At 39.2% G+C, this 24,797-nt stretch carries 22 protein-coding genes; 13 read left to right on the plus strand and 9 right to left on the minus strand.

The features are described from left to right. Positions 1-322 precede the first annotated feature (322 nt). Complete coding sequence (locus QNJ50_RS20840; protein ID WP_027845976.1) at positions 323-475, minus strand: hypothetical protein; 153 nt, start codon at positions 473-475, stop codon at positions 323-325. Positions 476-1,609: 1,134 nt separating this feature from the next. On the opposite strand from QNJ50_RS20840, the gene QNJ50_RS20845 reads away from it, so the two are divergent. The 4 genes from QNJ50_RS20845 (at position 1,610) to QNJ50_RS20860 (ending at position 6,588) form a co-directional block, all read left to right on the plus strand. After that, positions 1,610-3,088 carry a nicotinate phosphoribosyltransferase gene (locus tag QNJ50_RS20845; protein ID WP_300638852.1) on the plus strand — a complete coding sequence of 493 codons (1,479 nt, stop codon included), beginning with the start codon at positions 1,610-1,612 and terminating at the stop codon, positions 3,086-3,088. Positions 3,089-3,261: 173 nt separating this feature from the next. After that, positions 3,262-3,870 (plus strand): nicotinate-nucleotide adenylyltransferase, encoded by a 609-nt coding sequence (locus QNJ50_RS20850; protein WP_300638854.1) that lies wholly within the window; start codon positions 3,262-3,264, stop codon positions 3,868-3,870. Then, complete coding sequence (locus QNJ50_RS20855; protein WP_300638856.1) at positions 3,831-4,577, plus strand: NUDIX domain-containing protein; 747 nt, start codon at positions 3,831-3,833, stop codon at positions 4,575-4,577. Before QNJ50_RS20850 ends, QNJ50_RS20855 begins: the two co-directional genes overlap by 40 nt. Positions 4,578-4,836: 259 nt before the next feature. Next, positions 4,837-6,588: an NAD+ synthase gene (locus tag QNJ50_RS20860; protein WP_300638858.1), complete on the plus strand. Its 1,752-nt coding sequence runs from the start codon at positions 4,837-4,839 to the stop codon at positions 6,586-6,588. 921 nt (positions 6,589-7,509) lie between these two features. On the opposite strand, the gene QNJ50_RS20865 is transcribed toward QNJ50_RS20860, so the two are convergent. The 3 genes from QNJ50_RS20865 to QNJ50_RS20875 all read right to left on the minus strand — a co-directional run bounded on the left by QNJ50_RS20865 (position 7,510) and on the right by QNJ50_RS20875 (position 11,734). Beyond that, positions 7,510-8,169 carry a hypothetical protein gene (locus QNJ50_RS20865; protein ID WP_300638860.1) on the minus strand — a complete coding sequence of 220 codons (660 nt, stop codon included), beginning with the start codon at positions 8,167-8,169 and terminating at the stop codon, positions 7,510-7,512. Positions 8,170-8,183: 14 nt separating this feature from the next. Next, positions 8,184-11,078: a cation-translocating P-type ATPase gene (locus QNJ50_RS20870; RefSeq protein WP_300638862.1), complete on the minus strand. Its 2,895-nt coding sequence runs from the start codon at positions 11,076-11,078 to the stop codon at positions 8,184-8,186. A 323-nt stretch (positions 11,079-11,401) separates the two neighbouring features. Beyond that, a complete protein-coding gene (locus tag QNJ50_RS20875; protein WP_300638864.1) occupies positions 11,402-11,734 on the minus strand; it encodes a hypothetical protein in 333 nt (110 codons plus the stop codon). 41 nt (positions 11,735-11,775) lie between these two features. On the opposite strand from QNJ50_RS20875, the gene QNJ50_RS20880 reads away from it, so the two are divergent. Both QNJ50_RS20880 and QNJ50_RS20885 read left to right on the plus strand, forming a co-directional pair. Then, positions 11,776-12,108, plus strand: a complete 333-nt coding sequence (locus tag QNJ50_RS20880; protein WP_300638866.1) for a hypothetical protein — start codon at positions 11,776-11,778, stop codon at positions 12,106-12,108. Positions 12,109-12,583: 475 nt separating this feature from the next. Continuing rightward, positions 12,584-13,210: a PEP-CTERM sorting domain-containing protein gene (locus QNJ50_RS20885; RefSeq protein ID WP_300638868.1), complete on the plus strand. Its 627-nt coding sequence runs from the start codon at positions 12,584-12,586 to the stop codon at positions 13,208-13,210. Between the two features lie 229 nt (positions 13,211-13,439). On the opposite strand, the gene QNJ50_RS20890 is transcribed toward QNJ50_RS20885, so the two are convergent. Genes QNJ50_RS20890 through ndhC form a run of 3 tightly spaced genes read right to left on the minus strand, consistent with a single transcriptional unit; the run spans position 13,440 to position 15,038 of the window. Further along, entirely contained in the window at positions 13,440-13,967 is a 528-nt protein-coding gene (locus QNJ50_RS20890; protein WP_300638870.1) for an NAD(P)H-quinone oxidoreductase subunit J, read from the minus strand. Beyond that, positions 13,960-14,685, minus strand: a complete 726-nt coding sequence (locus QNJ50_RS20895) for an NADH dehydrogenase subunit K (protein WP_300638872.1) — start codon at positions 14,683-14,685, stop codon at positions 13,960-13,962. Before QNJ50_RS20895 ends, QNJ50_RS20890 begins: the two co-directional genes overlap by 8 nt. Next, a complete protein-coding gene (ndhC, locus tag QNJ50_RS20900; protein WP_096614526.1) occupies positions 14,676-15,038 on the minus strand; it encodes a photosynthetic/respiratory NAD(P)H-quinone oxidoreductase subunit C in 363 nt (120 codons plus the stop codon). Before ndhC ends, QNJ50_RS20895 begins: the two co-directional genes overlap by 10 nt. 213 nt (positions 15,039-15,251) lie before the next feature. Here ndhC and QNJ50_RS20905 point away from each other — a divergent pair, with 213 nt between their 5' ends. The 6 genes from QNJ50_RS20905 to QNJ50_RS20930 all read left to right on the plus strand — a co-directional run bounded on the left by QNJ50_RS20905 (position 15,252) and on the right by QNJ50_RS20930 (position 18,451). Then, positions 15,252-15,584, plus strand: coding sequence for a rubredoxin (locus QNJ50_RS20905; RefSeq protein WP_300638875.1), 333 nt, complete (start codon positions 15,252-15,254; stop codon positions 15,582-15,584). 391 nt (positions 15,585-15,975) lie between these two features. After that, a complete protein-coding gene (locus QNJ50_RS20910; RefSeq protein ID WP_300638876.1) occupies positions 15,976-17,010 on the plus strand; it encodes a photosynthesis system II assembly factor Ycf48 in 1,035 nt (344 codons plus the stop codon). Between the two features lie 366 nt (positions 17,011-17,376). Further along, positions 17,377-17,625, plus strand: a complete 249-nt coding sequence (psbE, locus tag QNJ50_RS20915) for a cytochrome b559 subunit alpha (protein ID WP_300638877.1) — start codon at positions 17,377-17,379, stop codon at positions 17,623-17,625. 15 nt (positions 17,626-17,640) lie between these two features. Then, positions 17,641-17,781 (plus strand): cytochrome b559 subunit beta, encoded by a 141-nt coding sequence (gene psbF / locus QNJ50_RS20920; RefSeq protein WP_300638879.1) that lies wholly within the window; start codon positions 17,641-17,643, stop codon positions 17,779-17,781. Between the two features lie 9 nt (positions 17,782-17,790). Beyond that, positions 17,791-17,910, plus strand: coding sequence for a photosystem II reaction center protein L (locus QNJ50_RS20925; RefSeq protein WP_072207713.1), 120 nt, complete (start codon positions 17,791-17,793; stop codon positions 17,908-17,910). A 421-nt stretch (positions 17,911-18,331) separates the two neighbouring features. Further along, the gene (locus QNJ50_RS20930) at positions 18,332-18,451 is read left to right on the plus strand and encodes a photosystem II reaction center protein J (RefSeq protein ID WP_072207712.1); all 120 of its coding nucleotides are present in this window, start codon (positions 18,332-18,334) and stop codon (positions 18,449-18,451) included. 455 nt (positions 18,452-18,906) lie between these two features. Here QNJ50_RS20930 and QNJ50_RS20935 read toward each other — a convergent pair whose 3' ends face one another. Continuing rightward, positions 18,907-19,017 carry a photosystem I reaction center subunit VIII gene (locus QNJ50_RS20935; protein WP_300638883.1) on the minus strand — a complete coding sequence of 37 codons (111 nt, stop codon included), beginning with the start codon at positions 19,015-19,017 and terminating at the stop codon, positions 18,907-18,909. Positions 19,018-19,223: 206 nt separating this feature from the next. Beyond that, positions 19,224-22,247: a hypothetical protein gene (locus QNJ50_RS20940; RefSeq protein WP_300638885.1), complete on the minus strand. Its 3,024-nt coding sequence runs from the start codon at positions 22,245-22,247 to the stop codon at positions 19,224-19,226. Between the two features lie 575 nt (positions 22,248-22,822). Between QNJ50_RS20940 and QNJ50_RS20945 the strand changes: the two genes are divergently transcribed. After that, positions 22,823-24,565, plus strand: a complete 1,743-nt coding sequence (locus QNJ50_RS20945) for a chloride channel protein (protein ID WP_300638887.1) — start codon at positions 22,823-22,825, stop codon at positions 24,563-24,565. Positions 24,566-24,797: the final 232 nt, after the last annotated feature.

The following is a 24,797-nucleotide window of genomic DNA, read 5'->3' on the forward strand; positions in this document are numbered from 1 at the left end:
GGTTGAGTGTAGTACACCTCGTAGAGACGTAAAATTTTACGTCTCTACATTTGGGAATTAGAAAATGTATTTGATTCAAATGAAAACCGCTATATTTAATCCACATTCCTAAATTAAATATTTGGTTAATTTCCATTACCCATTACTCATTACTCATTACTCATTACTCATTACTCATTACTCATTACTCATTACTCATTACTCATTGCTCATTACCCATCACCCATTACCCATAAAAAAAATCGGTGAATCGAACGTGTAATTCTTCACCGATATGGTTGTGATTGACTCATATGAAACTTTATTTATTTACCAGGATTTATTACCAATTCTTTGCTAAACCTGGTTTATATGGATCGCCTGTGAATGGTTGAACTCCGATTACGGGGTAAGAATCATCTGTTGGAGCGAAAATTCTCATTGCTGCTTCTGAAATGTATTTCATTGCATTAGCGAACATTTTGGAAATTACCATTTTCTATTCTCCCAGAGTTTGGAAAATGCGTTTATCGATCGTGCGGAGTAAAGGGCTTCATAAAACCCACTACTAAGCTTGAAAACTCCGTTCACATTCCTCTAATAACAATGTTTAGAGTCCGCGTATCCAAAAAATACTAGTTCAACCCTTAAGCCTGTTTAGTTTTTTTTGGTTTTAGAGTTCCGAAAAATCACATTTAACAGAACGACATTTCAATTCCTTTCTATTAATTCCTCTCTCAGAGGAACTTATTAACTGATACCAATTTGCATTTAAAAATGTAGTTTTACTTTGGCTTTGTAGTAGCGCTTTCGATTTAGCTTGCTCTGAAAAAAATTTTTCCGAGGTTATTTATTACTACAAATAAATTTTTCTACTTCATGATTACGGATGAAAATGCAAGTTGATATTAACTTTTTAAGCAAAAGCTTTATAGTTTTGGCTATAATTCATAGTTTTAGCTATAAATGCGAGTTTTTTATAAAGCTTCCTATTGATAGTCAGGAATTATTTACGGTATCGGACTCCCTACACTTGTGATTCGCTGATTGTTTTTTAGATACAGATCTATAATTTAGATATGTCTTTAACTTAATATCAATAATCCTTACTTGTCTCAAACTTTCAACATATCGATAACAAGAGCAATGCTTGTTGAAATATGTTTGAGATACTTTACTTTGTCCGCTAGTATAAGTCTTCTAATTGAGTTGCAAATTTAACATACTTCTGTTAACTCAAGTAATGGATATATTAGGATGAACAATTTTTAACTGCTTGGCTAGCAATGCGATACTCCCGTGGAGTTTGACCTGTCCAATCGCTAGGTTAAAATGTTGCGTCTATCGTGGTTTTTGTGGAAAAACAAAGCCAATGGCTAACGCCACGCCCTTAGGCTCCGCCGACGCCGCAGGCTCTAGCTGCGCCACCTTACGGATCCGCTAACAAAACAAATGAAAAAGACTACTAGTAAAAATACTACATCATCAATTAAGTTGTTAGCTTGTTCGAAATAGCCCATAACCAGTTCTTTCTGGGTACTTGCTAAACGTACAAGAAAATAGTTGACATTAATTATAGTGAAAACTACCATAAATGGATAACCCGTTAAAAATGAGGGGTAAGGGTTAAATGAAAGATGTCGCAAAGTTTGACCGTGTGTATGAATACGAGCGGCAAAAAATAAATAATGAGAATCAAGATTATGAGAATCAAGATTATGAGAATCAAAGCTATGAGAATCAAGAATTAACCATAAATAGTAACGACTATAGTTTGCTGACCGACCTTTACCAATTGACAATGGCTGCTTGCTACCACGGAGAAGGGGTGGAACAAAAAAAGGCAAGTTTTGAGTTATTTGTCAGGCGCTTACCCAAGGGTTTTAGTTATTTGATTGCTATGGGGTTAGCGCAAGTCTTGGAGTATCTAGAAAAATTGCGCTTTAGCGATCGACAAATCAAAGCTTTGCAAGCAACAGGAATTTTTGCTAAAGCTCCCGAGGAATTTTGGCAGTTGTTAACATCGGGTGGTTTTAGTGGTGATGTTTGGGCTGTACCAGAAGGAACGGTTGTATTTGCAAACGAACCGATATTGCGAGTAGAAGCGCCTTTATGGCAAGCACAATTAGTTGAAACTTATATATTAAATGCAATCAATTACCAGACATTAATTGCAACGCGAGCCGCAAGATTGCGAGATATTGCGGGAAAATCAGCGAAATTATTGGAATTTGGTACCAGGCGAGCATTTAGCCCCCAAGGGGCATTATGGGCTGCACGGGCTGCACTTACTGGTGGTTTTGATGCTACGTCCAATGTATTAGCAGCGTTATTATTGGGGACTCAACCCAGTGGAACGATGGCTCATGCTTTAGTGATGGCGCTATCAGCAATGGAGGGTGATGAGGATAAGGCGTTTACAGCTTTCCATCGTTATTTTCCTGGTGCGCCTCTATTAATTGATACTTACGACACTATTGCTGCAGCTGAGCGCTTGGCTGCTCGGGTAAACTCGGGAGAAATCGAATTAAGTGGAGTAAGGTTAGATTCTGGAGACTTAGTGGAATTATCTCAAAAAGTGCGATCGCTACTTGGAAATGTACCAATTTTAGCTAGTGGCGACATCGACGAGTGGGAAATTGCTAGATTAAAAGCAGCAGGAGCTCAAATAGATGGTTACGGAATTGGAACCAAGCTAGTAACTGGGGAACCTGTGAATGGAGTTTATAAATTAGTTGAGATTGATGGTATTCCAGTGATGAAAGAATCTAGCGGTAAGTTAACTTATCCAGGACGCAAACAGATTTTTCGTTATTTGTCAGCAGGAAAAATACAAGCCGACTGTTTGAGTTTAGCGACCGAAGATACCTCTGGAGAATCTAAAATCCTTTCTCAAGGCTTAATACAAGAACCATTATTAAAATTAATAATGAAGTCAGGTCAGAGAGTAGCAAAGTCGGAAACAATCGCCCAGATTCGTGAAAGAACTACTTTATCTGTTGAAAATTTGCCAGAATCAGTTAGAAAATTGAACGAACCAGGAACTGTAAATGTAGAAATTTCTCCAGCATTAATTCAGTTAAGCGAACAAACCAGAAGAAATAAGTAATGAGTAATGAGTAATGAGTAATGAGTAATGAGTAATGAGTAATGAGTAATGAGTAATGAGTAATGAGTAATGAGTAATGAGTAATGAGTAATGAGTAATTGGTAATTTGGTCTTCCCCATCCTCCCACACTCCCCACACTCCCCACACTTTCCCCAATCGCAAATCCCCAATCATGAAAATTGCTTTATTTGGTACGAGTGCAGATCCGCCAACTGCTGGACATCAGGCAATTCTTAGTTGGTTGTGTTCTAAGTATGATCGTGTTGCGGTTTGGGCTGCTGATAATCCTTTTAAGTCCCATCAAGCAAGTTTGTCCCATCGTGCAGCGATGTTGGAATCATTAATTAACGATCTCAAAATAAATCTCAAAACATCAAATAACATTGCTTTAGAACAAGATTTAAGTAGCTTGAGAACTATTGAAACATTGGCAAAAGCCAGAGAACGTTGGGGAGACGAAACCGAATTTACTTTAGTTGTTGGTTCTGATTTGATTGCTCAATTACCGCGCTGGTATCAGGCGAGCAAGTTATTACAGCAAGTAAAATTATTAGTAGTGCCGCGACCTGGATATGCGATTAATCAAAGCAGTTTGCAAGCAATACAAAATATTGGCGGAGAAATTGCGATCGCTAATCTAACTGGCCCAGATGTATCCTCCACAGATTACCGTAAAAATGGTAATTTAGAAAACCTGACGCCATCTGTCGCTGCATATATTCTCATTGAGCATTTATACGAATGCCAGGACAACAGCAACGAAAACCTACAAGTGCAATAGATCAACAATCTCTGGCTGATTTTAAGGTCGGTGTTGATAATGTCATCTTTTCTGTGGATATTACTGAGAACCGATTACTGGTTCTATTAGTAATGCGGCAACAAGAGCCATTTGCAAATTATTGGAGTCTTCCAGGGACTTTAGTACGTCAAGGCGAGTCTCTTGAGGATGCTGCCTATCGGATTATGGCAGAAAAAATACGAGTTAATAATCTTTATTTAGAACAATTGTATACCTTTGGTGGACCGAAGCGCGATCCAAGGGAAGCTTGCGATAGTTATGGGGTGCGTTATCTTTCGGTAAGTTATTTTGCTTTGGTAAGATTTGAGGACGCACAATTAATTACTGATGGTGTCAAAGGTGTGGCTTGGTATCCGGTTAAAGATGTACCAAAACTTGCTTTTGACCATAATGAAGTTTTGAATTACGGAAATTGTCGTTTGCGAAATAAGTTGGAGTATTCTCCGGTAGCTTTTGATGTTTTACCGAAAATGTTTACTTTAAATGATTTATATCAGTTGTATACCACTGTTTTAGGGGAAAATTTCTCTGATTATTCTAATTTCCGCGCTCGCCTACTAAAGTTAGGTTTTTTATATGATACCGGGGTTAAAGTATCCCGTGGTGCTGGACGTCCGGCTAGTTTATATCAATTTGATGCTGATGCTTTTGCACCTTTTAAAGATAAGCCTTTGGTGTTTATTTGAGGTGTTGGGAACTGGCGTTAGCAAAGCGTGACGCGACAGCGTCATGTGGGGACTGGCGATTGGGGTAATTTAATTATGCGGTGAGCGCTCGCGGTGCGTTACAGCTACACCTACCTACCTAACATACCCTATAAAACTGACAAGCGGTGCGTTACGGCTACGCCTAACACACCCTACAAAACTCATACTTCCCTAATCCCCAATCCCTAATCCCCAATCCCTAATCCCCAATCCCTAGTCCCCTATATAGAAACTGATAATGAAAATTGCGATCGCTCAAATTAATCCGATTATTGGAGATTTACAGGGAAATGCTGATAAGATTCTCCATGCTGCACAGAAAGCAACAACTGCTGATGCGCGGTTGTTGCTAACGCCGGAGTTATCTTTATGCGGCTATCCTCCTCGAGATTTATTATTAAACCCTAGTTTTGTTGAGTCTACTCACACAAGTTTGCAAAAGTTAGCTGCGGAAGTTCCCCCAAATATTGCTGTTTTGGTGGGTACGGTAACTGAAAATACTAATGCAGCAAGTAATGGTGGGAAAACTTTATTTAATAGTATTGCTTTATTAGAAGCAGGTAATATCCAAAAAATCTTTCATAAGCGACTGTTACCTACCTATGATGTGTTCGACGAACACCGCTATTTTGAACCGGGTTTACAGGCAAATTATTTTACTTTAGATGGTCTGAATATTGGTGTCACCATCTGTGAAGACCTATGGAATGATGAGGAGTTTTGGGGGAAACGCCATTACAAAATAAATCCTTGGGCTGATTTATCAATTCTCGGAGTGGATTTAGTGGTAAATTTATCGGCTTCTCCCTATACTCTTGGCAAACAGGGTTTTCGAGAAACTATGTTAAAGCATAGCGCTCAGCGGTTTGAGCTACCAATTATCTATGCAAATCAAGTTGGTAGTAATGATGATTTGATTTTTGATGGTAGAAGTTTTGCTTTAAACCGTCAGGGTGAAGTTACTTGTCGCGCTCGTGGCTTTGGTACTGATTTAGTCGTAGTTGAATTTAATGAAGCAGCAAAAGATTTGCAACCGACTAGAATTGAACCTGAATATAGTTGCAAAGATGAAGAAATTTGGCAAGCTTTAGTTTTGGGAGTGCGGGATTACGCTCGTAAGTGTGGTTTTTCTAAGGCTGTGCTTGGTTTGAGTGGAGGGATAGACTCGGCGCTAGTTGCAGCAGTTGCAGCTGAAGCTTTGGGTCGTGAAAATGTTTTGGGTGTTTTAATGCCTTCACCTTACAGTTCTGACCATTCGGTTAATGATGCTTTAGCATTGGTAGAAAATCTTGGCATTAATAGTACCACTTTACCGATTGGGGATTTAATGCAAGGTTACGATCGCACCTTTGCTGAACTATTTGCTGGTACAGAGTTTGGTTTAACGGAAGAAAATATTCAATCCCGGATTCGGGGAAATTTATTAATGGCGATCGCCAATAAGTTTGGTTATTTGCTGTTGTCTACTGGTAATAAGTCGGAAATGGCGGTTGGTTACTGTACTCTTTACGGTGATATGAATGGTGGTTTGGCTGTAATTGCTGATGTTCCCAAAACTCGGGTTTATTCCCTTTGCAATTGGTTGAACACTCAAAAAATAAACACTCAAAATATAAATACTCAAAAAGTAAATACTCAAAAAACTACCTACAAAAGACCACCAAAGGAAATTATCCCAACAAATATTATTACTAAAGCACCTAGCGCTGAGCTTAAACCGGATCAAGTAGACCAAGATTCTTTACCTGCTTACGAAATATTGGATGATATTTTGGAGCGACTAGTAAATAAACATCAATCAACAGGGGAAATTATTGCTGCAGGTCACGAGCAGGTGGTTGTAGATCGAGTTGTGCAATTGGTTGCTCGAGCAGAATTTAAACGCCGACAAGCACCTCCAGGGTTGAAAATCACCGATCGCGCCTTTGGTACTGGTTGGCGAATGCCGATTGCTAGCAATTGGCTGGATGCAATTAAAAACGCCCCATAAGGGGAAGTCAAAAGTTAAAAGTTAAAAGTCAAAATATGGCTAAACACCACGTTATGCTAACAACTACAACCCCCTGTATCTCCTCCACAAAAGCCGTCTTGGACTACTTTTCTTATAATATTTCCACTTCCATTATAATCAGCGGACAATACAGTTCTGTTTAAGAGTTTTTTTGAAACAAACAATATCATGTCCGCTTGAATACTTACGATTAAATTGAGGCTGAAATATTGAAATATAAAAGCTTTAAATATTTTATATCGTAACTAATTATTCGGACTTGATATAACCCTCTTCTGTCACTCTCATCAGAGTAAAAAATGAAATCCTTACTGTATAAGACTATTAGCCAAAAGCGATTATTTTATTGATAGTGTTAGAAAATAAAGCTCCAAAACCAGTCCCTGTTTGAGGTTAAAAAATTGTCTGAGATTTTTACTTCTCCAGAGTGATGGAAGAGCGATAACACTTTAGAGCGATTGAGGAGGGGTTGGGTTTTCCCCTCCACAAAACATAAAAGAAACTTACGCTGACAAAATCAAAAAGTACGATTTTATAAGCTTTCGAGCACAAGTTTTTTAGGAGACGCGACAGAGCCTGCGGCGTCGGCGTTAGCCTCTGGTACGTCTCTACATTCTTTTCCGGAGATGTCTATTATAAAAACCAACAGCAAACTTATTTTAGACAACAAAACAGTGAATTCACTTATCCTTTCTCATCTTGTTAAATTTTTGTGATGGAAAATCAACAGGGAAAACTATTAATCAATTGACATACAACCTTTTTATAATCTTCATATAACCTATCCATAACCTAGTTTAGAGCGAATAAGAATCTTTATCGATATGCTCGCATTTCAGTCACAAATTACGAGAAAACTTGTTTTTGCTAAGCCTCTATGTATTGTGAATTAGAACTACCTTAGCTGAATGTTTGTATTAATTGCCTTTCAAACTGTAGTAACCAGCGACTATAGCTAAAAGAGTTATTGGTTGATAGCTTGGGTCCGCAGTAAGTCTGACTAGCTCGATCAATAGCACAATTAAAATCACGATTTTGTTGTCTATTATTGCCATCCTTGATACTCTCAAAAGCAATACTCCACCACAAAGAATCCTCTATTGTAATTAAAGTTAATTCGCTCTTTACATCGTGAATTTGCCGCTGTTGACGTTCTTTGTGTACATAAATCCCATAATTTTTAGTAATTACACTCGTAGAGTTGAGCATTGATTGACGATCTAAATCTTCCTCTGTCCATTTGCACCATTCTTCAACATTTCCTTCCCATATAGCCCGACCATCTATGTTACCGAAATGATGAGATCCTAGTTCTTGCTGTTGTAGTTTGAGTTCGAGATTTCCCTGACGTAATTTAAGGTTAAATTCTTCATCTCTTGTCAAATGACAACCAAATAATTGAAGTTGATTATGATTCTCAATATGACCGTAAAAATACCAGTCTTTCCTAACTTCGATTTCTGGAAGGAGTTCGCCTGGACATTGGAACTTAAACCAGTTTTTTACAGTTTCTGGGGGCATTCCTTTGACAAACCAGCGTAACTCTAAGGTCTTTTGCATCGCTCCTTTCCCCTCTATTTTGGTTTGACAAAATCTCTTGACTGATGTTCAGAAAAGTTTTTCTGTTCTTGCCCATAGAGATTAGAATTACTCAAATTCCTATATCTTCTAAGCTTCAGACGATGCTGAATTGCTATTGAATTTCTGCGACGAAGCAACCACTTTTGCAATTCCACACCCCACAGGACAACTGTGCTCATCCCTAAACTGATCAGCAAATCGAGAGAAGATAGGGGTACAGTTGCAAATAACTCCTGCAAAAAAGGAAGATAAATCGCTGCCATTTGCAACAGCAAGGTCGAAAGGACTGCAGCTAACAGCAGCTTATTGGACAACAAACCCACTTTAAACAGTGAGTCGTGTTGGGAACGAATTGCTAAAGCGTTACCCATCTGGGAAAGGGTAAGAGTAGTAAAGAGCATGGTTTGCCAGTTAGGATTACCCTGATACCAGTACCAATAACCAGTGCCTATAGATACCATCCCCAACAGTAATCCAATCCAAATAATATCCCTACCCATACCCCGACTAAAGATACTCTCGTTTGCACGGTAGGGCGGACGCTTCATGATATCGCGCTCTGGTGGTTCCACCCCTAAAGCCAATGCCGGTAAACCATCTGTAGTCAGGTTAATCCAGAGAATTTGTAGTGGCAATAATGGCAATGGCATACCCAAAAAAGGAGCCAACAGCATTACCCAGAGTTCGCCAACATTACTGCTCAAAAGGTACTTAATAAACTTGCGGATATTATCGTAAATTACCCGTCCTTGTTTCACTGCAGCAACAATAGTGGCAAAATTGTCATCTAGTAGCACCATATCTGCAGCATTTTTAGCGACGTCAGTACCGCTATTCCCCATCACCACGCCAATATTAGCTGCTTTCAGAGCAGGTGCATCATTCATTCCATCCCCTGTCATCGCAACTATTTGCCCTTGCTTTTGCTGTATACGCACAATGTCAAGCTTATTTTCTGGGTTTACCCGGGCATAAACCGATACCTCTTTTACGAGTTTTGCTAATTTCTCAACAGACAGGCGGGATAAATCTGCATTCGTGAGGACTGGATGTTCATTTGCAATATCTAACTCCCGAGCCAGGTGCCAAGCAGTTAGGGGATGGTCACCAGTGACCATGATTGGGCGAATACCAGCTGCTTTGCAAGTTAAAATAGCGTTTCTTGCTTCCGGTCGAGCTGGGTCTGTCATACCCACCAAGCCGACGAAGGTCAAGTCTTGTTCTAATTCCTCCCAAGGGACGGTAGGATGTGATGGCAACAGTCGCAAGGCGATACCCACTACTCTTAGTCCCTTTTGTATCAGGTGGTGATGGGCAACGATAATTCTTTCCCGGCAATTACCATCCAGTGTTTTTGCCCCTCCCTCTACCCAAACCTGATGACAAACTTGTAACAAGCTTTCTACCCTACCCTTGGTGAAAGCAACCATAGTGGCTTCTCCCCTTGTCCGATTCCAGTGCCACAGTGTTTCTAGGGCACAAGGGACGTTATCGAGTGCTGGGGGAAATTTATGAACAGTAGTCATCCGCTGTCGCCTAGCATCGAAAGGCACTTCACCAGTACGGGGAAGAGCTGATTCCAAATCTGCCTTCCATAGTCCTTGGCGAGCCGCCGCCATTACCAATGCTCCATCAGTGGGGTCTCCCACCGCCCGGAAATAACGTGGCTCATCGGTATCAGGCTCTAAGCGGGCGTGATTGCACAGGGTACCAATAGCCAGTAATAGAGCGAGAGCTGGTGGTTGACTGAGTAGAAATGGTTGTTCTTGGCTGGGGTCTAAAAAAGATGATGGTAAGCGCAAATTAGCAGTTAAATCTAATTGATGACCAGCCACATCTAACACGGTAACTGTCATTCGGTTTACGGTGAGAGTACCAGTTTTCCCTGAGCAAATCCTGGTCACCGAACCCAAAGTTTCCACTGCTGGTAGGTTGCGGATTAATACCTGCCGTTTGAGCATTTGCTTTGCTCCCAGAGTTAAGGCTATGCTCACCACTGCGGGTAATCCTTCCGGTAAAGCCGCCACCAAAAGAGTTAAGGCAGTCAGGAACATCAGTTTTGTATTTTCCCCTCGCAGTAATCCCAGCATGAGGAAAATGACCACAATCCCTAAGCAAGCAATTGCTAAACCCCTTCCTAATTCATCCAGTCGCTGTTGTAGGGGCGTTGGTTCTGGTTCCACCGTCTGCATCATCTTGCTGATGCGACCCAATTCAGTATTCATCCCGGTTTCTGTCACCACCCCTTGACCCTGACCATAGGTGACCACCGTACCCATATAAGCCATGTTGCACCGTTCTCCCAGTACCACTTCCCCTGTGAGTGTTTCTGGGTCTTTGTCTACTGGCGCTGCTGCACCCGTCAGAGCGGCTTCTTGAGTTCGCAAGCCTAAACTTTCGATAATGCGACAGTCTGCTGGTACAATATCTTCCGCTTCCAGTTGCACTATATCCCCCGGTACTAAATAGCGGGCGGAAATTTTCTCTATATGTTCGCTTTGCCGATCCCCTCTGGGGATACCACTGCGTCGTACCTTGACCGTTGGTATTGCTAACTTTTTCAGGTTGGCGATCGCTCTTTGTGCTCGGTACTCTTGAGTGAAACCCAAGCAAGCAATCAGGACAACAATGGCGATAATTCCTAAACCATCTTTGTAGTCCCCCAAAAAAACCGAGATCGCTGCAGCAACCAGCAGTATAATTACCAGAGTTTCAGTGAGTTGGTTCCATAAAATTTGCCAAGGTTTTTTGACCCCTGGTTCAATCAATTCATTAAAACCATTCTCCTGTAAACGACGACTGGCTTCGCTTGCGCTTAATCCAGTTGATGCATTACTACCTAGTCGTTGCAATACTTCCGTAGCATCTAATTTATACCAATTTTCCATTTTATATCCCTTTTGCTCAGCACCCTAGAGCATCAGTGAATTAATCAAAATCGTAATATTTAAAAAGATAAAAAACAGTTTTTTAAGTAGACTCTTTGCGGGGTTAGTATATCAGCTCCCTAATCTTAAAAGAAGTAATTGTAACTATATTTCTCATGTTAATAGAACCCCTGCAGGGATCTTTTTAATCAGTCGCCAGTCTTTTGAGGATCAGTTGTACAAAACAAAGATTTATTTTGGCTTTGGATGCTTTAGGTGATAGCTTAATTTGTGGAAAGTTGAAGATAATAATACCAGTTTCCTTTAAGATTGGTACACTTCTCTTATGTTCGCCGTAGGCACGCCAAAAAGAAAGGGAACAGGGAACGGAACAGTGGTGCGTTAGCAAAGCGTCTCCCTTCGGGAGAACCCCGCAACAACACAAGTTGCGTCCGGCGTAGGTAGCCACACCGCAGGGTGGGAATGCGTACCAAGACAGGAAACAGATTCAAAGAGTTGCTCAAAAAGTTGATGTGTAGCAGTGTTTTTTGAAATTGGTATAAATACAACCAAAGACTTAATGACAAATTATTACCAGCAACTACCTCTACGATCTGGAAACTGCTAATGGCAGAAAAGTTCCATTGCAATGTCTTGATTAGGGTTTCTGTTATCATCAAAGGTGTGTATCATAAAAACAAATTAATATAAATTAAAAATGGTAGAACGCCCAATCAAAAAGTCCGATCGTCAGCCAAAATTAAAGACTGATGATAATTCTGGGAATTCCAATCCCACTCCCACAGGTGAGCGTTCCAATCCAACTCGGGAACGACGAGGAAATCGTAAAAACTCCAAAGGTAAGGGCAGAAAATCTTCCTTCAAGGACGAAGAAAAACAGTACGTAAATCCTGCTTTAGCTCGTCCTCCCAAGCCACCCAAACCTAAAGAGAAGGAGGAGATAGAAGCTTCTGCTGAGTCTGAGCCTGAAACTACTCCAGAAACTGAAGAAACTTCCCCAGAATCTCAAGAAGAAAAAGCAGAAGAATAGAACTTAAGCACGATTGTGGATACGTGACTACAAAGTTCATTTGGACTGATATAAATAGTATCTAAGTATAATTAATTTTAATGATAACTGATGTTCGCGACTCATGAGATACGCGAACAAATTTTTTTTTGTCAGAAAATCCAAAAAATTAATGCATAAAAGCTAAGTCGAAATAATATTCTCAAGATTCTACCTTAATAAAGATTTTTAGCCTAATCAAAAACACGGCTACATACTTCTAATAAAAGTCTTCACTTTAACTAGTCTAAGCAATATCACGTAATTAGTGATTTTTGTAACAAAAAAATAATACTTACTTGATGATTATCGCTCGGTGTCTTTATTTGGAAATTCTAGTTTTTAAAGCTTTGGTTTAAGTATTGATTTATCTCTTGCACCTATGATGAATCCTCAATTATCACTGAGACATAGGCGAAAAATTATCAATCTGAAATTTAATAAAGACATCACGACCATGAAACTATTTCATAAGTTAGCAGCAGTAACAGCAACAACAGTCTTAGGATTTGGAGTAATTTCAGCACCAGCTAGTGCAGCAGGCTTTAGATCTTGTAGCACCGGTAGTTATGACATTTCAGATAATGTCACAGGCGCTTCTAATTGTGACATTAGCAACGATTTCAGCCAGGATTTTGTAAGTCCCAATAAACCCCTCACAGTTAATGAAGCAGGCTTTTTCGGCAATACTGACTGGATGTTTGGTGGCAAAATTGGTAGTAACAGTGGTTACAACGGTACATCTGGCGGACAATCAGGCAGTTGGGACATATCAAATGTAATTCAAAACACCTGGGATGACGTCATGCTTGTGTTCAAATCTGGACGAGGAACACAGCTTGTAGGTTATCAACTTGATGATGGAATAAATTCTGGTACTTGGGAGTCACCTTTTGAAAAAGCTGCATTTAATTTCAAAGGTAAAAATATTAAAGATGTATCCCACATCAGCGTTTACTACAGGGAAGAAGAAGAAACACCCAAAAGGTCAATACCTGAGCCCACTTCAATGTTAGGTTTGTTAGGAATTGGTGTATTTGGAACTGTTTCTACCTTAAAACGCAAGCAAGAACAGGAAGCATAGAGTAAAATTTTGCTTTGCTTTACAAGTCTCAACTAAGTAAGTGTTTTACAGGGTGGTCTATCTTAAGTTTTACAAGATTTTGTCCCGTTTGAATAATTATAAGCGCAGACAGATTCGTATTTTATGCACTTAATAATCCCAAAAACATCATAGAGACGTAGCAATGCTACGTCTCTACAATTTGTGAAAAATTATTCGGTTGCCTACTTTTATGAAAGAAATATCAGTTCTAATGAGCGTCCTGCAATTCATAAAAATCAGGCGACACGTAATCTTTACGCAAAGGATAACCAATCCAATCTTCTGGCATTAAGATCCGCTTCAGATTTGGATGTCCTTCGTAAACTATGCCGTACATATCATAGGATTCGCGTTCTTGCCAATCTACGGTTTTCCAAATCCAGTAAACCGAAGGTACTCTAGGATTCTCCCTAGGTAAAAAGACTTTAACGCGTACTTCTTCTGGACGGTCTGCATTATCACTTACTTTAATCAAGTGATACATGCTTACCAGTTCTTTACCTGGACCCAAGTCAATTCCAGACTGACACTGGAGATAATTAAATCCGTAGGCATATAAAGCCGTTGCAATTGGTAGCAATACATCCGGCTCAACCTTAATTATCTCCACCCCTTCATGGTCAGCTTCTAAAGATTCATGGTCTTCAAAACCATTGTTGGTTAACCACTGAGATACTTTACCTGCTTCTACTAAGGATGCTTCCTGTTCTGCTGCTGGTTTAGATTCTTCAGCCACCTGGATTTACCTCCTTCTGAGATTTAGAAGTCATCAAAGCAGGGGGTACTGGCATTCCCATCGCTTCTGTTAATTGTTGCGGTGGAGTTTCGCGAGTACCAGATTGCAAATATTTACCAGTTAGAATTTGTTCTACAGGCCTCATGCTGTGAGTGGTGCTGTAGTAGCGGTGAGTTTGCTTGACTAAGCCCCGCTCCTGCATTGAATTATCTGCAATCTTTTTCCTTAGTTTGATAATTGCGTCAACAATCGCTTCTGGACGTGGAGGACAACCGGGTAGATAAACATCTACCGGAATTAATTTATCAACACCACGTACGGCAGTAGGAGAGTCAACGCTGAACATTCCACCAGTAATAGTACAAGCACCCATAGCAATCACATACTTGGGTTCTGGCATTTGTTCGTAAAGTCGCACCAATTGGGGTGCCATTTTCATGGTGATTGTTCCCGCCGTAATAATCAAATCTGCTTGACGGGGGCTAGAACGGGGAATCAATCCAAAGCGGTCAAAATCAAATCGCGAACCAATTAAAGCTGCAAACTCAATAAAGCAGCAAGCAGTCCCAAATAAAAGGGGCCACAAACTAGAAAGTCTTGCCCAGTTGTACAAATCGTCAACGGTTGTCAGAATGATGTTTTCTGACAGTTGTTGGGTTACTTGAGGACGCTCAATCGGATTAATGATGTCTTGTTTCGAATTAGTTTCTAAGACCATTCCAAAGCTCCTTTACGCCATGCATAAACTAAGGCAACTACAAGAATTGCAATAAAAATTAATGCTTCAATAAATGCCAACAGTCCCAAACGGTGGAAGGCAACTGCCCAAGGATATAGAAATACAGTTTCCACATCAAAGACAACAAACACTAAGGCAAACATGTAATAGCGAATGTTGAACTGAATCCAGGCACCCCCAATGGGTTCCATCCCGGATTCATAAGTAGTACGTCTTTCTGGATTGCGACTGCTGGGTCGCAGGAGCTTGGAAGCTGATAAAGCTAAAGCTGGTACTAGGCTACAGATAATTAAAAAGCCTAGGAGGTACTCGTAACCGCTGAGGACAAACACAATAAGCTTCTAAAGAATAAGGATCGGAATAAATAGAATAACTTTGTTACGTTCTTTCACATTATATATGCTCCATCTTTATTGAATGCTGGAAAACCTGCCGGATGGATATTTGATTAGTTTTATAAGTGATATATAGAACTAATATTTATGTCATAATTTGTAACGTATATTTAATATTTTTTTTGCAAGTTGTAAATTTTACATGGAACCATGAGCGAACAAGCTGTTGAAAACGCCTTAGACCGGTATGAATGTCGTGCTTGCGGTTACATTTACGAACCCCTCAAGGGAGACGACAAAAATGATATTTCACCAGAAACTTCTTTCGAAGATCTGCCCTTAAAATGGCGTTGTCCGGTATGTGCTGCTCCAAAGAAAGCTTTTACCAATGTTGGACCAGAAGGTCAAGCTTCAGGCTTTAAAGAAAATCTTGGCTATGGCTTTGGTGTCAATCAATTAACCCCAGGACAAAAAAATATCTTGATTTTTGGTGCTTTGGGTCTTGGTTTCTTGTTCTTTCTCAGTTTGTATGGTTTAAATTAATATTCGCTGCCATCAAAAGTTGAGCGGCAGTAATTTAATCAAAACTAATGAGATCGCAAAGAAAATAATAGGACAGAAGAATTGATATTTAGTCGATATTTAGTCGCAATTGTTCGGCTACACCTTACAACAATACTGTCTTTAAGTAAAGTTCTATGTCATTACCAAAATGGCAAAGGCTAACACTAGTCTGCCTTTAATGAACTTGTTACTGGATGAGGGAAATTTTAATCCTGCGAATTTAATCCTACGAATTCAATCCTGCGAATTTAATCCTGCAAAAAATATGGGAACTGTATAGCATTCCAGGATATTACTTTTCAGTTGTCGAAAAGTCCCTATCTCTTAAGAGAATTTTAGAAAAACTAATCAATACAAAAGCATTTGTACAATGAAAATTTGGCAGCAGAAAATTTGGCAACAACTATTCGGATTCTTCTTGGTTATTCTTTTATGTGCGGGTTGTTCTAAAGTAGAATCTATCGCCTACAATCCATGGGATGTAGTTGCCTTACCCACAGAAGAGAAAATACTAGATATTGCTTTTACTCAAAATTCAGAGCATGGCTACTTGGTAGGAGCAAATTCAACTATTTTAGAAACTCAAGATGGCGGTAGTAGCTGGAAAGAAATTAATTTGGAATTAGGCGATGAGAACTACCGTTTCAATTCCATTAGTTTTAATGGTCAAGAAGGTTGGATTGTCGGCGAACCTGCTTTGATGCTACACACCACTGATGAAGGTCGCTCCTGGTCGCAAGTTATTTTAAGTGAAAAATTACCTGGAACTCCAGTTAATATCGTGGCTTTAGCTGAAAACACTGCTGAAATGGCTACCGACGTTGGTGCAATTTATCAAACTGATAACGGTGGTAAAAATTGGAAAGCAAAGGTAGAAGGTGCTGTAGGTATTGTAAGAAATATGGAACGTTCCCCAGATGGTAGATACGTTGCAGTTTCAGCTAAAGGAAACTTCTATTCTACTTGGGAACCCGGACAGCAGACTTGGCAACCCCACAATCGAAACAGTTCCCGGAAAGTAGAAAATATGGGTTTTACAGGGGATAATCAAATGTGGATGCTTGCCCGTGGCGGTCAAATTCAGTTTAGCGAACCAAATAATCCCGAAGAATGGCAAGAACCAATATATCCAGAATTTTCCACTAGTTGGGGATTATTAGATGTAGCTTACAGAACTTCTGATGAAGTTTGGCTCAGTGGTGGTAGTGCTAATTTACTCCGCAGTACTGATGGCGGACAAACCTGGGAAAAAGATAGATTTGTAGAAGAAGTACCCACTAATTTTTTCAAAGTGGTTTTCTTATCTGAGAAACAAGGCTTTGTAATTGGCGATCGCGGCGGTTACTTACTCAAATACAACCCAGACATATCAGAAGTCGCTCCATCTGAAGCAGATGAGGCTTAATTTTACAAAATTAATTCTGGAATTTTATTAATTCTGGAATTTCGATTCTGAGAAAAAGAATTAGTTACAGATTCTGAATAAAGTCAAAAATAGCACAGCTGTTTGCAATTCAAATCTGCTAACTTCTGATTTTTACATTAGGGTGTCTGTTAACGGCTAGGATAAGAGTAGCGTAGGTATTACATAACCATCAGTCATATTCTGACTCCTGACTTCTATACAGACGTAGCGTGCTACGTCTCTACGACTCCTGAATTCAAATTTATCCCCCTAATTTTCTGAGAAAATCGTTGCGACTTGTAACACTTTCTAAACTTTGTAGGATAATAAACACATCATCAATAATAAATAAAGGTAGAAATCCTCATGTCAGGTACTACTGGCGAACGGCCATTTTCCGACATCATTACCAGTGTTCGTTACTGGGTAATTCATAGTATCACCATACCAGCATTATTTATTGCAGGTTGGTTATTTGTAAGCACCGGCTTGGCTTATGATGCATTTGGTACACCTCGTCCAGATGAATATTTTACCCAAGCACGTCAAGAACAGGTGCCTATTCTTGATAATCGCTTTGATGCGAAAAAACGAGTTGACGAATTTATTAAGTAATAAGTAGCTTTTACTATGACTAGCGGAAATAACATTAATCAACCAGTACAACAATACCCCATTTTTACGGTTAGATGGCTTGCTGTTCACACCCTAGGCGTGCCAACCGTATTCTTTTTAGGTGCAATTGCAGCAATGCAGTTTATTCAACGCTAGGAGAATTCAATGGATAGAAATAGCAATCCTAATAATGTACCAGTAGAACTAAACCGGACCTCTCTTTTCTTGGGTCTTTTACTAGTGTTTGTTCTGGGTATTCTGTTTTCCAGTTACTTCTTTAACTAATTGAAATAACTGTTGATATTCAATATTTATTTAACAGAACAAAGCTGGTAATTATTCAACCAAATTTGCCACTTTGTCGTGTTTATCTGTGTGATTTATCAGATAACAAAACCAAGGCAAGGTACAATAGGTGTACTAAACGACGCGTTCTTCCCTCAAGGAATTCGCGACGAAAATAACTGTCTTCAATAATTAATACTGCCCCTGTATTGCAGGGCAACAATCCTGGGTTCGGCTTTAAAGCTGATAAAGGTTGCAAAACCAGAAAGGGAAAATGAGTCACTTACCACCTGACTAGTGGCGCATTTTGGTAATGTGTATAATTTGGCTTTTCCTGAGACAGGAAACTCCAGCCACTGATTCAATCTTGGTTGTGAGTAATTTACTCAGTGTTGACTTTTAATATAGGGAGGAGAAAAAAGTGTCTGGAGGTGGCAGAATACCCCTTTGGATCGTAGCTACGGTCGCAGGGTTAGGCGTAATTACTGTTTTAGGCATTTTCTTTTATGGAGCTTATGCTGGAGTTGGTTCTTCGGTATAAGTCAAAGCCTATATATTATTTAGACTGATTTTTAAGCACGAATGTTTAAAAACTGTTATTGTAAACCGTCTGTCTCTTTTGGATAGACGGTGTTGAAGCTCCCCCACTTCTTTGGGGGATTTTCAGTTTTTAAATCATTCCAGGTTTTTCTTTACAGTTACTAGTTAACCGCAATGATTTATCAATTACTTGTTTGGGATATTGGTTAGTAACCACCGTACACTTAACGTGAAAAATATTTTAATATCAAAAATATTTCTATAATTCAATAATTTTTTGCTGGAATATATACAAGTTAGAGACGCTGGGTTTCAGCGTCTCTAAAAATGTTAGATTGCAAAAATCTAAAACAAAAACGATACTCTACCAGGAAGTCATCCTAGGCGATCGCAACAATAGAATTAGAAGTTGAAACCTAACATAATTACAGAATGTTCAACTACTTGCTTATTAGCTTAGGAAATATCGTCACTTTCCATGTAAAGTAACATATAAGCCATACCAGCAGCAGAGAACACAAGACCAGTTAGGGGAACTAAAATAGAAGGCAAAAAGGATGCTGCCATAGTAAGTTTTCCTTTTAAATTAGACTGTGATACCTAAAAGGAGCTTACTCCAAATTTTGTGAAGTTTTGGAAATTATTTCAGATTTTTAACATATTGAGCGCTATGCGCAAGTAAGAAGTAATGAGTAATAAGTAATGAGTAATGAGTAATGAGTAATGAGTAATGAGTAAGGAGATACCAATTACCCATTACCAATTAACAATTACTATATTTGCATTACTTCATCCAATCGGATTTTGGGTAAATTTGGAGGAATTACCTCTCTGAGAATTGAGAATTTATGACTTTCCTGCTGGGTAAGTAAATCTATTGCGATCGCCTCAATGCGAATTTTCAAACAACCAAATGGTATATGTAGTAAAGTGATACCTTCCAATCCTTTTGTTGGATGGGAAAGTAAATTCGTTATTAGGTGAGGACCTGATAGTAAAGAACGTGTTTGACAATCTTCTAACCATAGTTTGACTGCAACCTGCTCCTCAACCTCAGGAAGTTGTACCCTTACCCTAATTGAGGTACCAGATATTAGTTCTCCTTGGGGTATTTGTAGCTTTGGTGTAGGTAGTGTTTCAACAAATGAGATTTCTCCCAGAGAAATTCCTGGTGCTATAGACGGTTGTAATAGGGGATGAGATTGGGTGTTGGGTTTATTTTCCGCTTCAACCGGTTCAATGTCATCTACAACAATTTCTTTTGCAAGGAAAGTTGATTCAACTTTACTTTGAGCATATGATGCTGCTAATTGTAAGATGTGAGGAGAAGACTCGGTTTGCAGATCATGTGAATTAGAAAAAACAGACTGGGAAGAAACTGATTGGGAAGAAGTAGGTGCTGTTTCTTCACTCTTATTATCTGCAGCTTTAGGTGCTTCGATGGAATTATGTTCGCTCGTCTGAAAATCGATTTCAATAGTCGAAAATATTTCGGTGTTTTCCCCTTGAGATAAGTTATCCACGGGTTGGGGTGGAATATGTCCGTGACTTTCCATCCATTGACGAATTAAAGGAGAAGTGTGTAAATTCTCTGCAGAAATATTTTCTGTAGTAGTTTCTGTAAAATTAGATAAAATCTCAGATAAAGTTATTTCTGAGGAAAGATTACTGGTTTTTTCTTGATCTGAAGTGATTTCTAATTCTGACTTTTCAGCTAAATTATCAAAGTTTGATGCAGATAAAGGAAAATGTTTGTCATCAATTTCATTTTCCTGAACTTGTTTGGTTTCTTGAAGTCGATTGGTTTCTTGAACTGTTTCAGTCTGTCCAATTTGTAAAGATGGATCGTTTAAAGGTTCATCAAAACTTTCGTACTTCAAATGATCTAAAGTTAAATCAGTAGAATCAAAATCGCGATCGCAATCTTGATTTACAAGTTCTTCTTCATTAACCAAAACTGGAAGACGTCTTAAAAAAGGAAAAGTCGTGCTCTTGATTTCGGTACAATCTAAAGAATGTTCTGAACTGGTAGAGTAAATCAAATCCTGTGGTGAATTGGTCAACTTTGGTTGTTGAGAAATACGATAGGATATCGATTTTGGTGCAGATTTTATCTTAGATGGAGAACTTGTAGAAACTGAATTTGTAGAAACTGAATTAGATATTAATTCCGAATTCTCAAATTCTGAATTTGAGGGTTGAATCGATTTAACCAGATTTAAAAGTTCTAAATTGAGATTGGGGGAATCTGAATCAGAAGCTTTATTCTCATCAGCAGCTGCTAGTTGTAAAACTGGTGCTTCAGTAGAAGCAAGTTCCTTACGTTGAGTTGAATTTGCAACCGCTAATAATTCTGTAATATTAGCTGTAACAGTAAAAGGTTGAGTAGCTAAAAGTTCGGCTTCTCCAATAACTACTTCTTCTATTGCTCCCAACATCCCAGATAAACTAATGCTAGCCAAAATTAGTTTTGATTCGCACTCAGACGGAATTTTAATTGAACAAGCAATATCAAATGGTAATACTTTTTTTGGTAAAGATTGCTTGACTTCGTGTAGTAATTCTCCATTCAATGGCGATCGCAATTCAATTTTAATTTCTCCTCCAGTAATACTCTCCAAATCAGAGCCTTCAGCAGCTTTTAAATTTTCACCATAATAATCTTCGCCACAATTTGAAGTATTAGTTTCCTTTAACTGAACTTTTCCTTCAATAGTGAGATATTCTCCCCAATTAACAATATAGTTTTCTTGGACTAAAGTTAACTGTAGCGGTAATGTTGGAGTTAAATCTACAGAATCATCAATTTCTAGCTCGGGAGTAAGTAAATAATCCTCAGTTGGTAAAGCTAAATCTATTAAATTTTGTAAAATATGTTCTACCGAATCACTCTTAAGCCAAACCGGGCTTACAGGTGCATCAATAATCGTATAACCTTCTGTTTCTAATTCAAACTCATTTACTGCGAAACTATTTTGCGGTACAATCGCTAACGCTGTAGAAGATAAATCGTCATCATCACTGGAAATATTTTCTGCTATCTCATTGCGATCGGAGGTGTTTAGATCTTGTACCTCTTGAGTATTTAGATAGTTTTGTTTTTCTGTCGTTTTTTCTTTGCTAACTAATAATGTCTCAGCATCACGAACAACATCTGTCTGCTTATCTAATATAGTATTTTCTTTTATATTATTTTCTTTTGTAGAAATTTTATTCTCATCAACTATGGACGAGTTTAAGTTCGTCTCACCCAAATCTCGATCTACTTGTTTAGATGAAGCATGTACTGAAGTAGAAGTAGGAACTAAAAGAGATTTTTTGGCGTGTTTTACAGCATTGAGTATTTTCTTACTGTGGATTTGTTCGTCAGAATTCTGGGTTATGGTTGCTGACTGATCGCTTGCAGATATTTGTGGAGCAGAGGAATTATCAACTTTTGTATCTATATCTTGAGGTAAGACTTCTAACTCTATACGAAATTGCCAAGATTGACCGAGAATATCCGACATCAAATCGCCAGAACATTGTATCTCCCAAAGACCAGGTTTAAAGAAGGTGAAAGGAATCACCGCCATTAAACCATCTGCACTAGTACGACAAGTTCGTTTTTGTACGCGACGTTTCGGTGGAATTTCCAATGTAGATGAATGCGTAACTCGCACTTCTACATCCGTATTGGCAAGATTGGAACGAGCCACCAGCCTGTACTTTCCTGCCGAAATCTGCAATTTTGCCGATTCCAGAGGATTCCAAGAGTGTTCGCCCTGTTTCTGTATGAGAAATTGCCAGTCTTTCATTATCACTGATGTTTAGACAGTTATGGCACAGATTGAGATCTTAAATTAACTTGTTTGTCAGTTTAACTTCTTCACTTGTAAATTAATCACTTTATATCAAAATTTCTAAATGAGAAGCAGTTTTAATTACTTTATATTAAATTTTTTAGTTGCTAAGCAGTTTTAAATTATACTTACATCCATTTTTATTGATGTCAATTGCAATTCAAAACAGCTTTTGCATTATTGTGATTTAATTTAAAGTTTGTGCTTCACTTGAGTGAATCTGGATGATTTCTTTTGGTGACTGCAAAAATGCTGATTTAATGAATATACAGGGTAGTTTTTCATACTTTTTATCCGGGGTTAAATTATTACGGATAAGGAGTTTAGAGGAAAAACTTTACTTACCATACAAGGTGGGAATAGATTAATCAGTCGAAAAATAAGTACTTTCAGCGATTTTTAAATAAAAATATTTTTCAGATATCACTTGACAATATGCCATACTAAATATATGAGGCGAAAAAATCTAAACTACGCATCATAAAAAAAATATAAGCAATTCTCCTGATGAACAGGGAGGGACTAACGGTATGAAGCCCGTCTCTTCTCTTAAGTACTGGTGGGGTAAACTGCTGACTCCAAAAAGCTCTGCTATTTTAGATGCTTGTCTAATTGGTTTAACCTGTGGGTTAGCTGCTGCCTTACTGAAACTGGCGGTGGGATGGCTAAGACTCTGGCGAGTTGAATTAGCACTCAAATACCCCCCTTGGTTATTTCTTCCCCTGCTTGGGCTGGTAGGGGGAGTTCTAGCAGGTTGGCTTGTGAATCGCTTTGCTCCCGAAACTGCTGGTAGTGGTGTCCCCCAGGTCAAGGCTGCTCTGAGTGGTGTTTTCATCCCCTTGAACGGGCGGACGGCGCTCGTCAAGCTTTTAAGTAATGCAATTGCCTTGGGTTCTGGGCTAACCTTGGGGCGACAAGGACCTACGGTATATATTGGAGCGGCTTTAGCAGCACAATTAAGTCAATGGATTCCCACCTCTCCAGACTATCGCCGTCAGATGATTGCTGCAGGGGCTGCTGCTGGGTTAGCCTCTGGTTTCAATGCTCCTATTTCTGGAGTTATGTTTGCAGTGGAAGAACTGTTACATGATGTTTCAGGTTTTACTCTTGGTCCCACTTTACTCGCATCTTTTATCGGTGCTGTAGTCTCCCGACTTTGGGGCGAACCAAGTCTGGCTGTAAATTTGAATCTTGCCAGTTCCCAAACCAGTTTTTCAGTAAGAGAAATTCCTTTTTACCTACTTTTAGGAATCTTGGCTGGTGTGCTGGGAGTTTTATTTGCTAAAGGAATTCTCGCTAGCGTCACCTTTAACCAAAATGTTTTACGTTTACCACTTCCATGGCGAGTGGGGCTAGCAGGTCTAATTTGCGGTCTGACAATTTCTATATTTCGTAGCGAATTTCGTACCCACATTTCTTTACGGGAACTCTTGATTACTGGGGGGACAGATGCTCGAACAATAGCGATCGCTCTAATGGTCTATTTTAGCCTTACTATTATTGCTGCGGGTTCGGGAGCACCGGGAGGATTATTTGCTCCTTCTCTGATTATAGGAGCTGCCCTTGGTGACTTAGTAGGGTTTGGACAAGTACATCTGCTTGGTGTTGGAACACCTACAACATATGCACTAACTGGTATGGGAGCGCTGTTTTGTGTGATTTACAAAGCACCAATTACGGCGGTCATTATCATATTTGAAATTACCAGAGACTTCAATTTAGTATTACCTCTAATGATCAGTTCTGCCGTCGCTTATTTAGTTTCAGAGACCATAGATAGCGGATCGCTCTACGATCGGCTTCAGGAAATGAATGGAATCTTACTACAGAAAGAACTTATCCAAAGCGATCCTTTACACACCTTACGAGTAGCTCATGTAATGCCCCATCGTCCCCTTGAAACCCTGAAAGTTAGTCAGACAATTAATGAAGCTGTTAAAGCCTTTGCTCGCTCACGTCGTCACGCCATGCCAGTCCTCGATGGCGAGCTATTAGTAGGAGTTGTTACCCAAACAGACTTGCTCAAATTGTATCAACAATTAGATGATGGTAACGGTTCTAGCTATACAGGGAAAACGCTAGTACAGGAAATTATGACGACACAGCCTGTGACTATAGGTTCAATGGAGACTCTCAATGATGTGCTTTATAAACTTGAAAAACATAATCTTTCTCGCTTACCAGTGACAGACGAAGGTAAACTGGTTGGAATGATTTCGATTAGCGATATTATTCGAGCAGAAACAAACTTCCTCAGCACTCAAAGGTCTTGAAAATAACAAGTTTACTCCATAGCGAACAATTCAGCTTAACCAAACAGAACAGTACGCACCTTAGTAAATTGGAGCTTGAAATGACCACAAATTTTATCTCAATCTAAGTTCTTGAAAGCTGTCAACCAACCTTTATAGTCTTAAGCTGAATTGAATTCACATTTTAGTAGGTGAGTAAGAAAAATCATAACTTGTTTGTAATAGCGCTTTAGCGCTAAAGCGCTACTACGAG

This window comes from Mastigocoleus sp. MO_188.B34 (assembly GCF_030065675.1).
Lineage (GTDB): Bacteria > Cyanobacteriota > Cyanobacteriia > Cyanobacteriales > Nostocaceae > Mastigocoleus.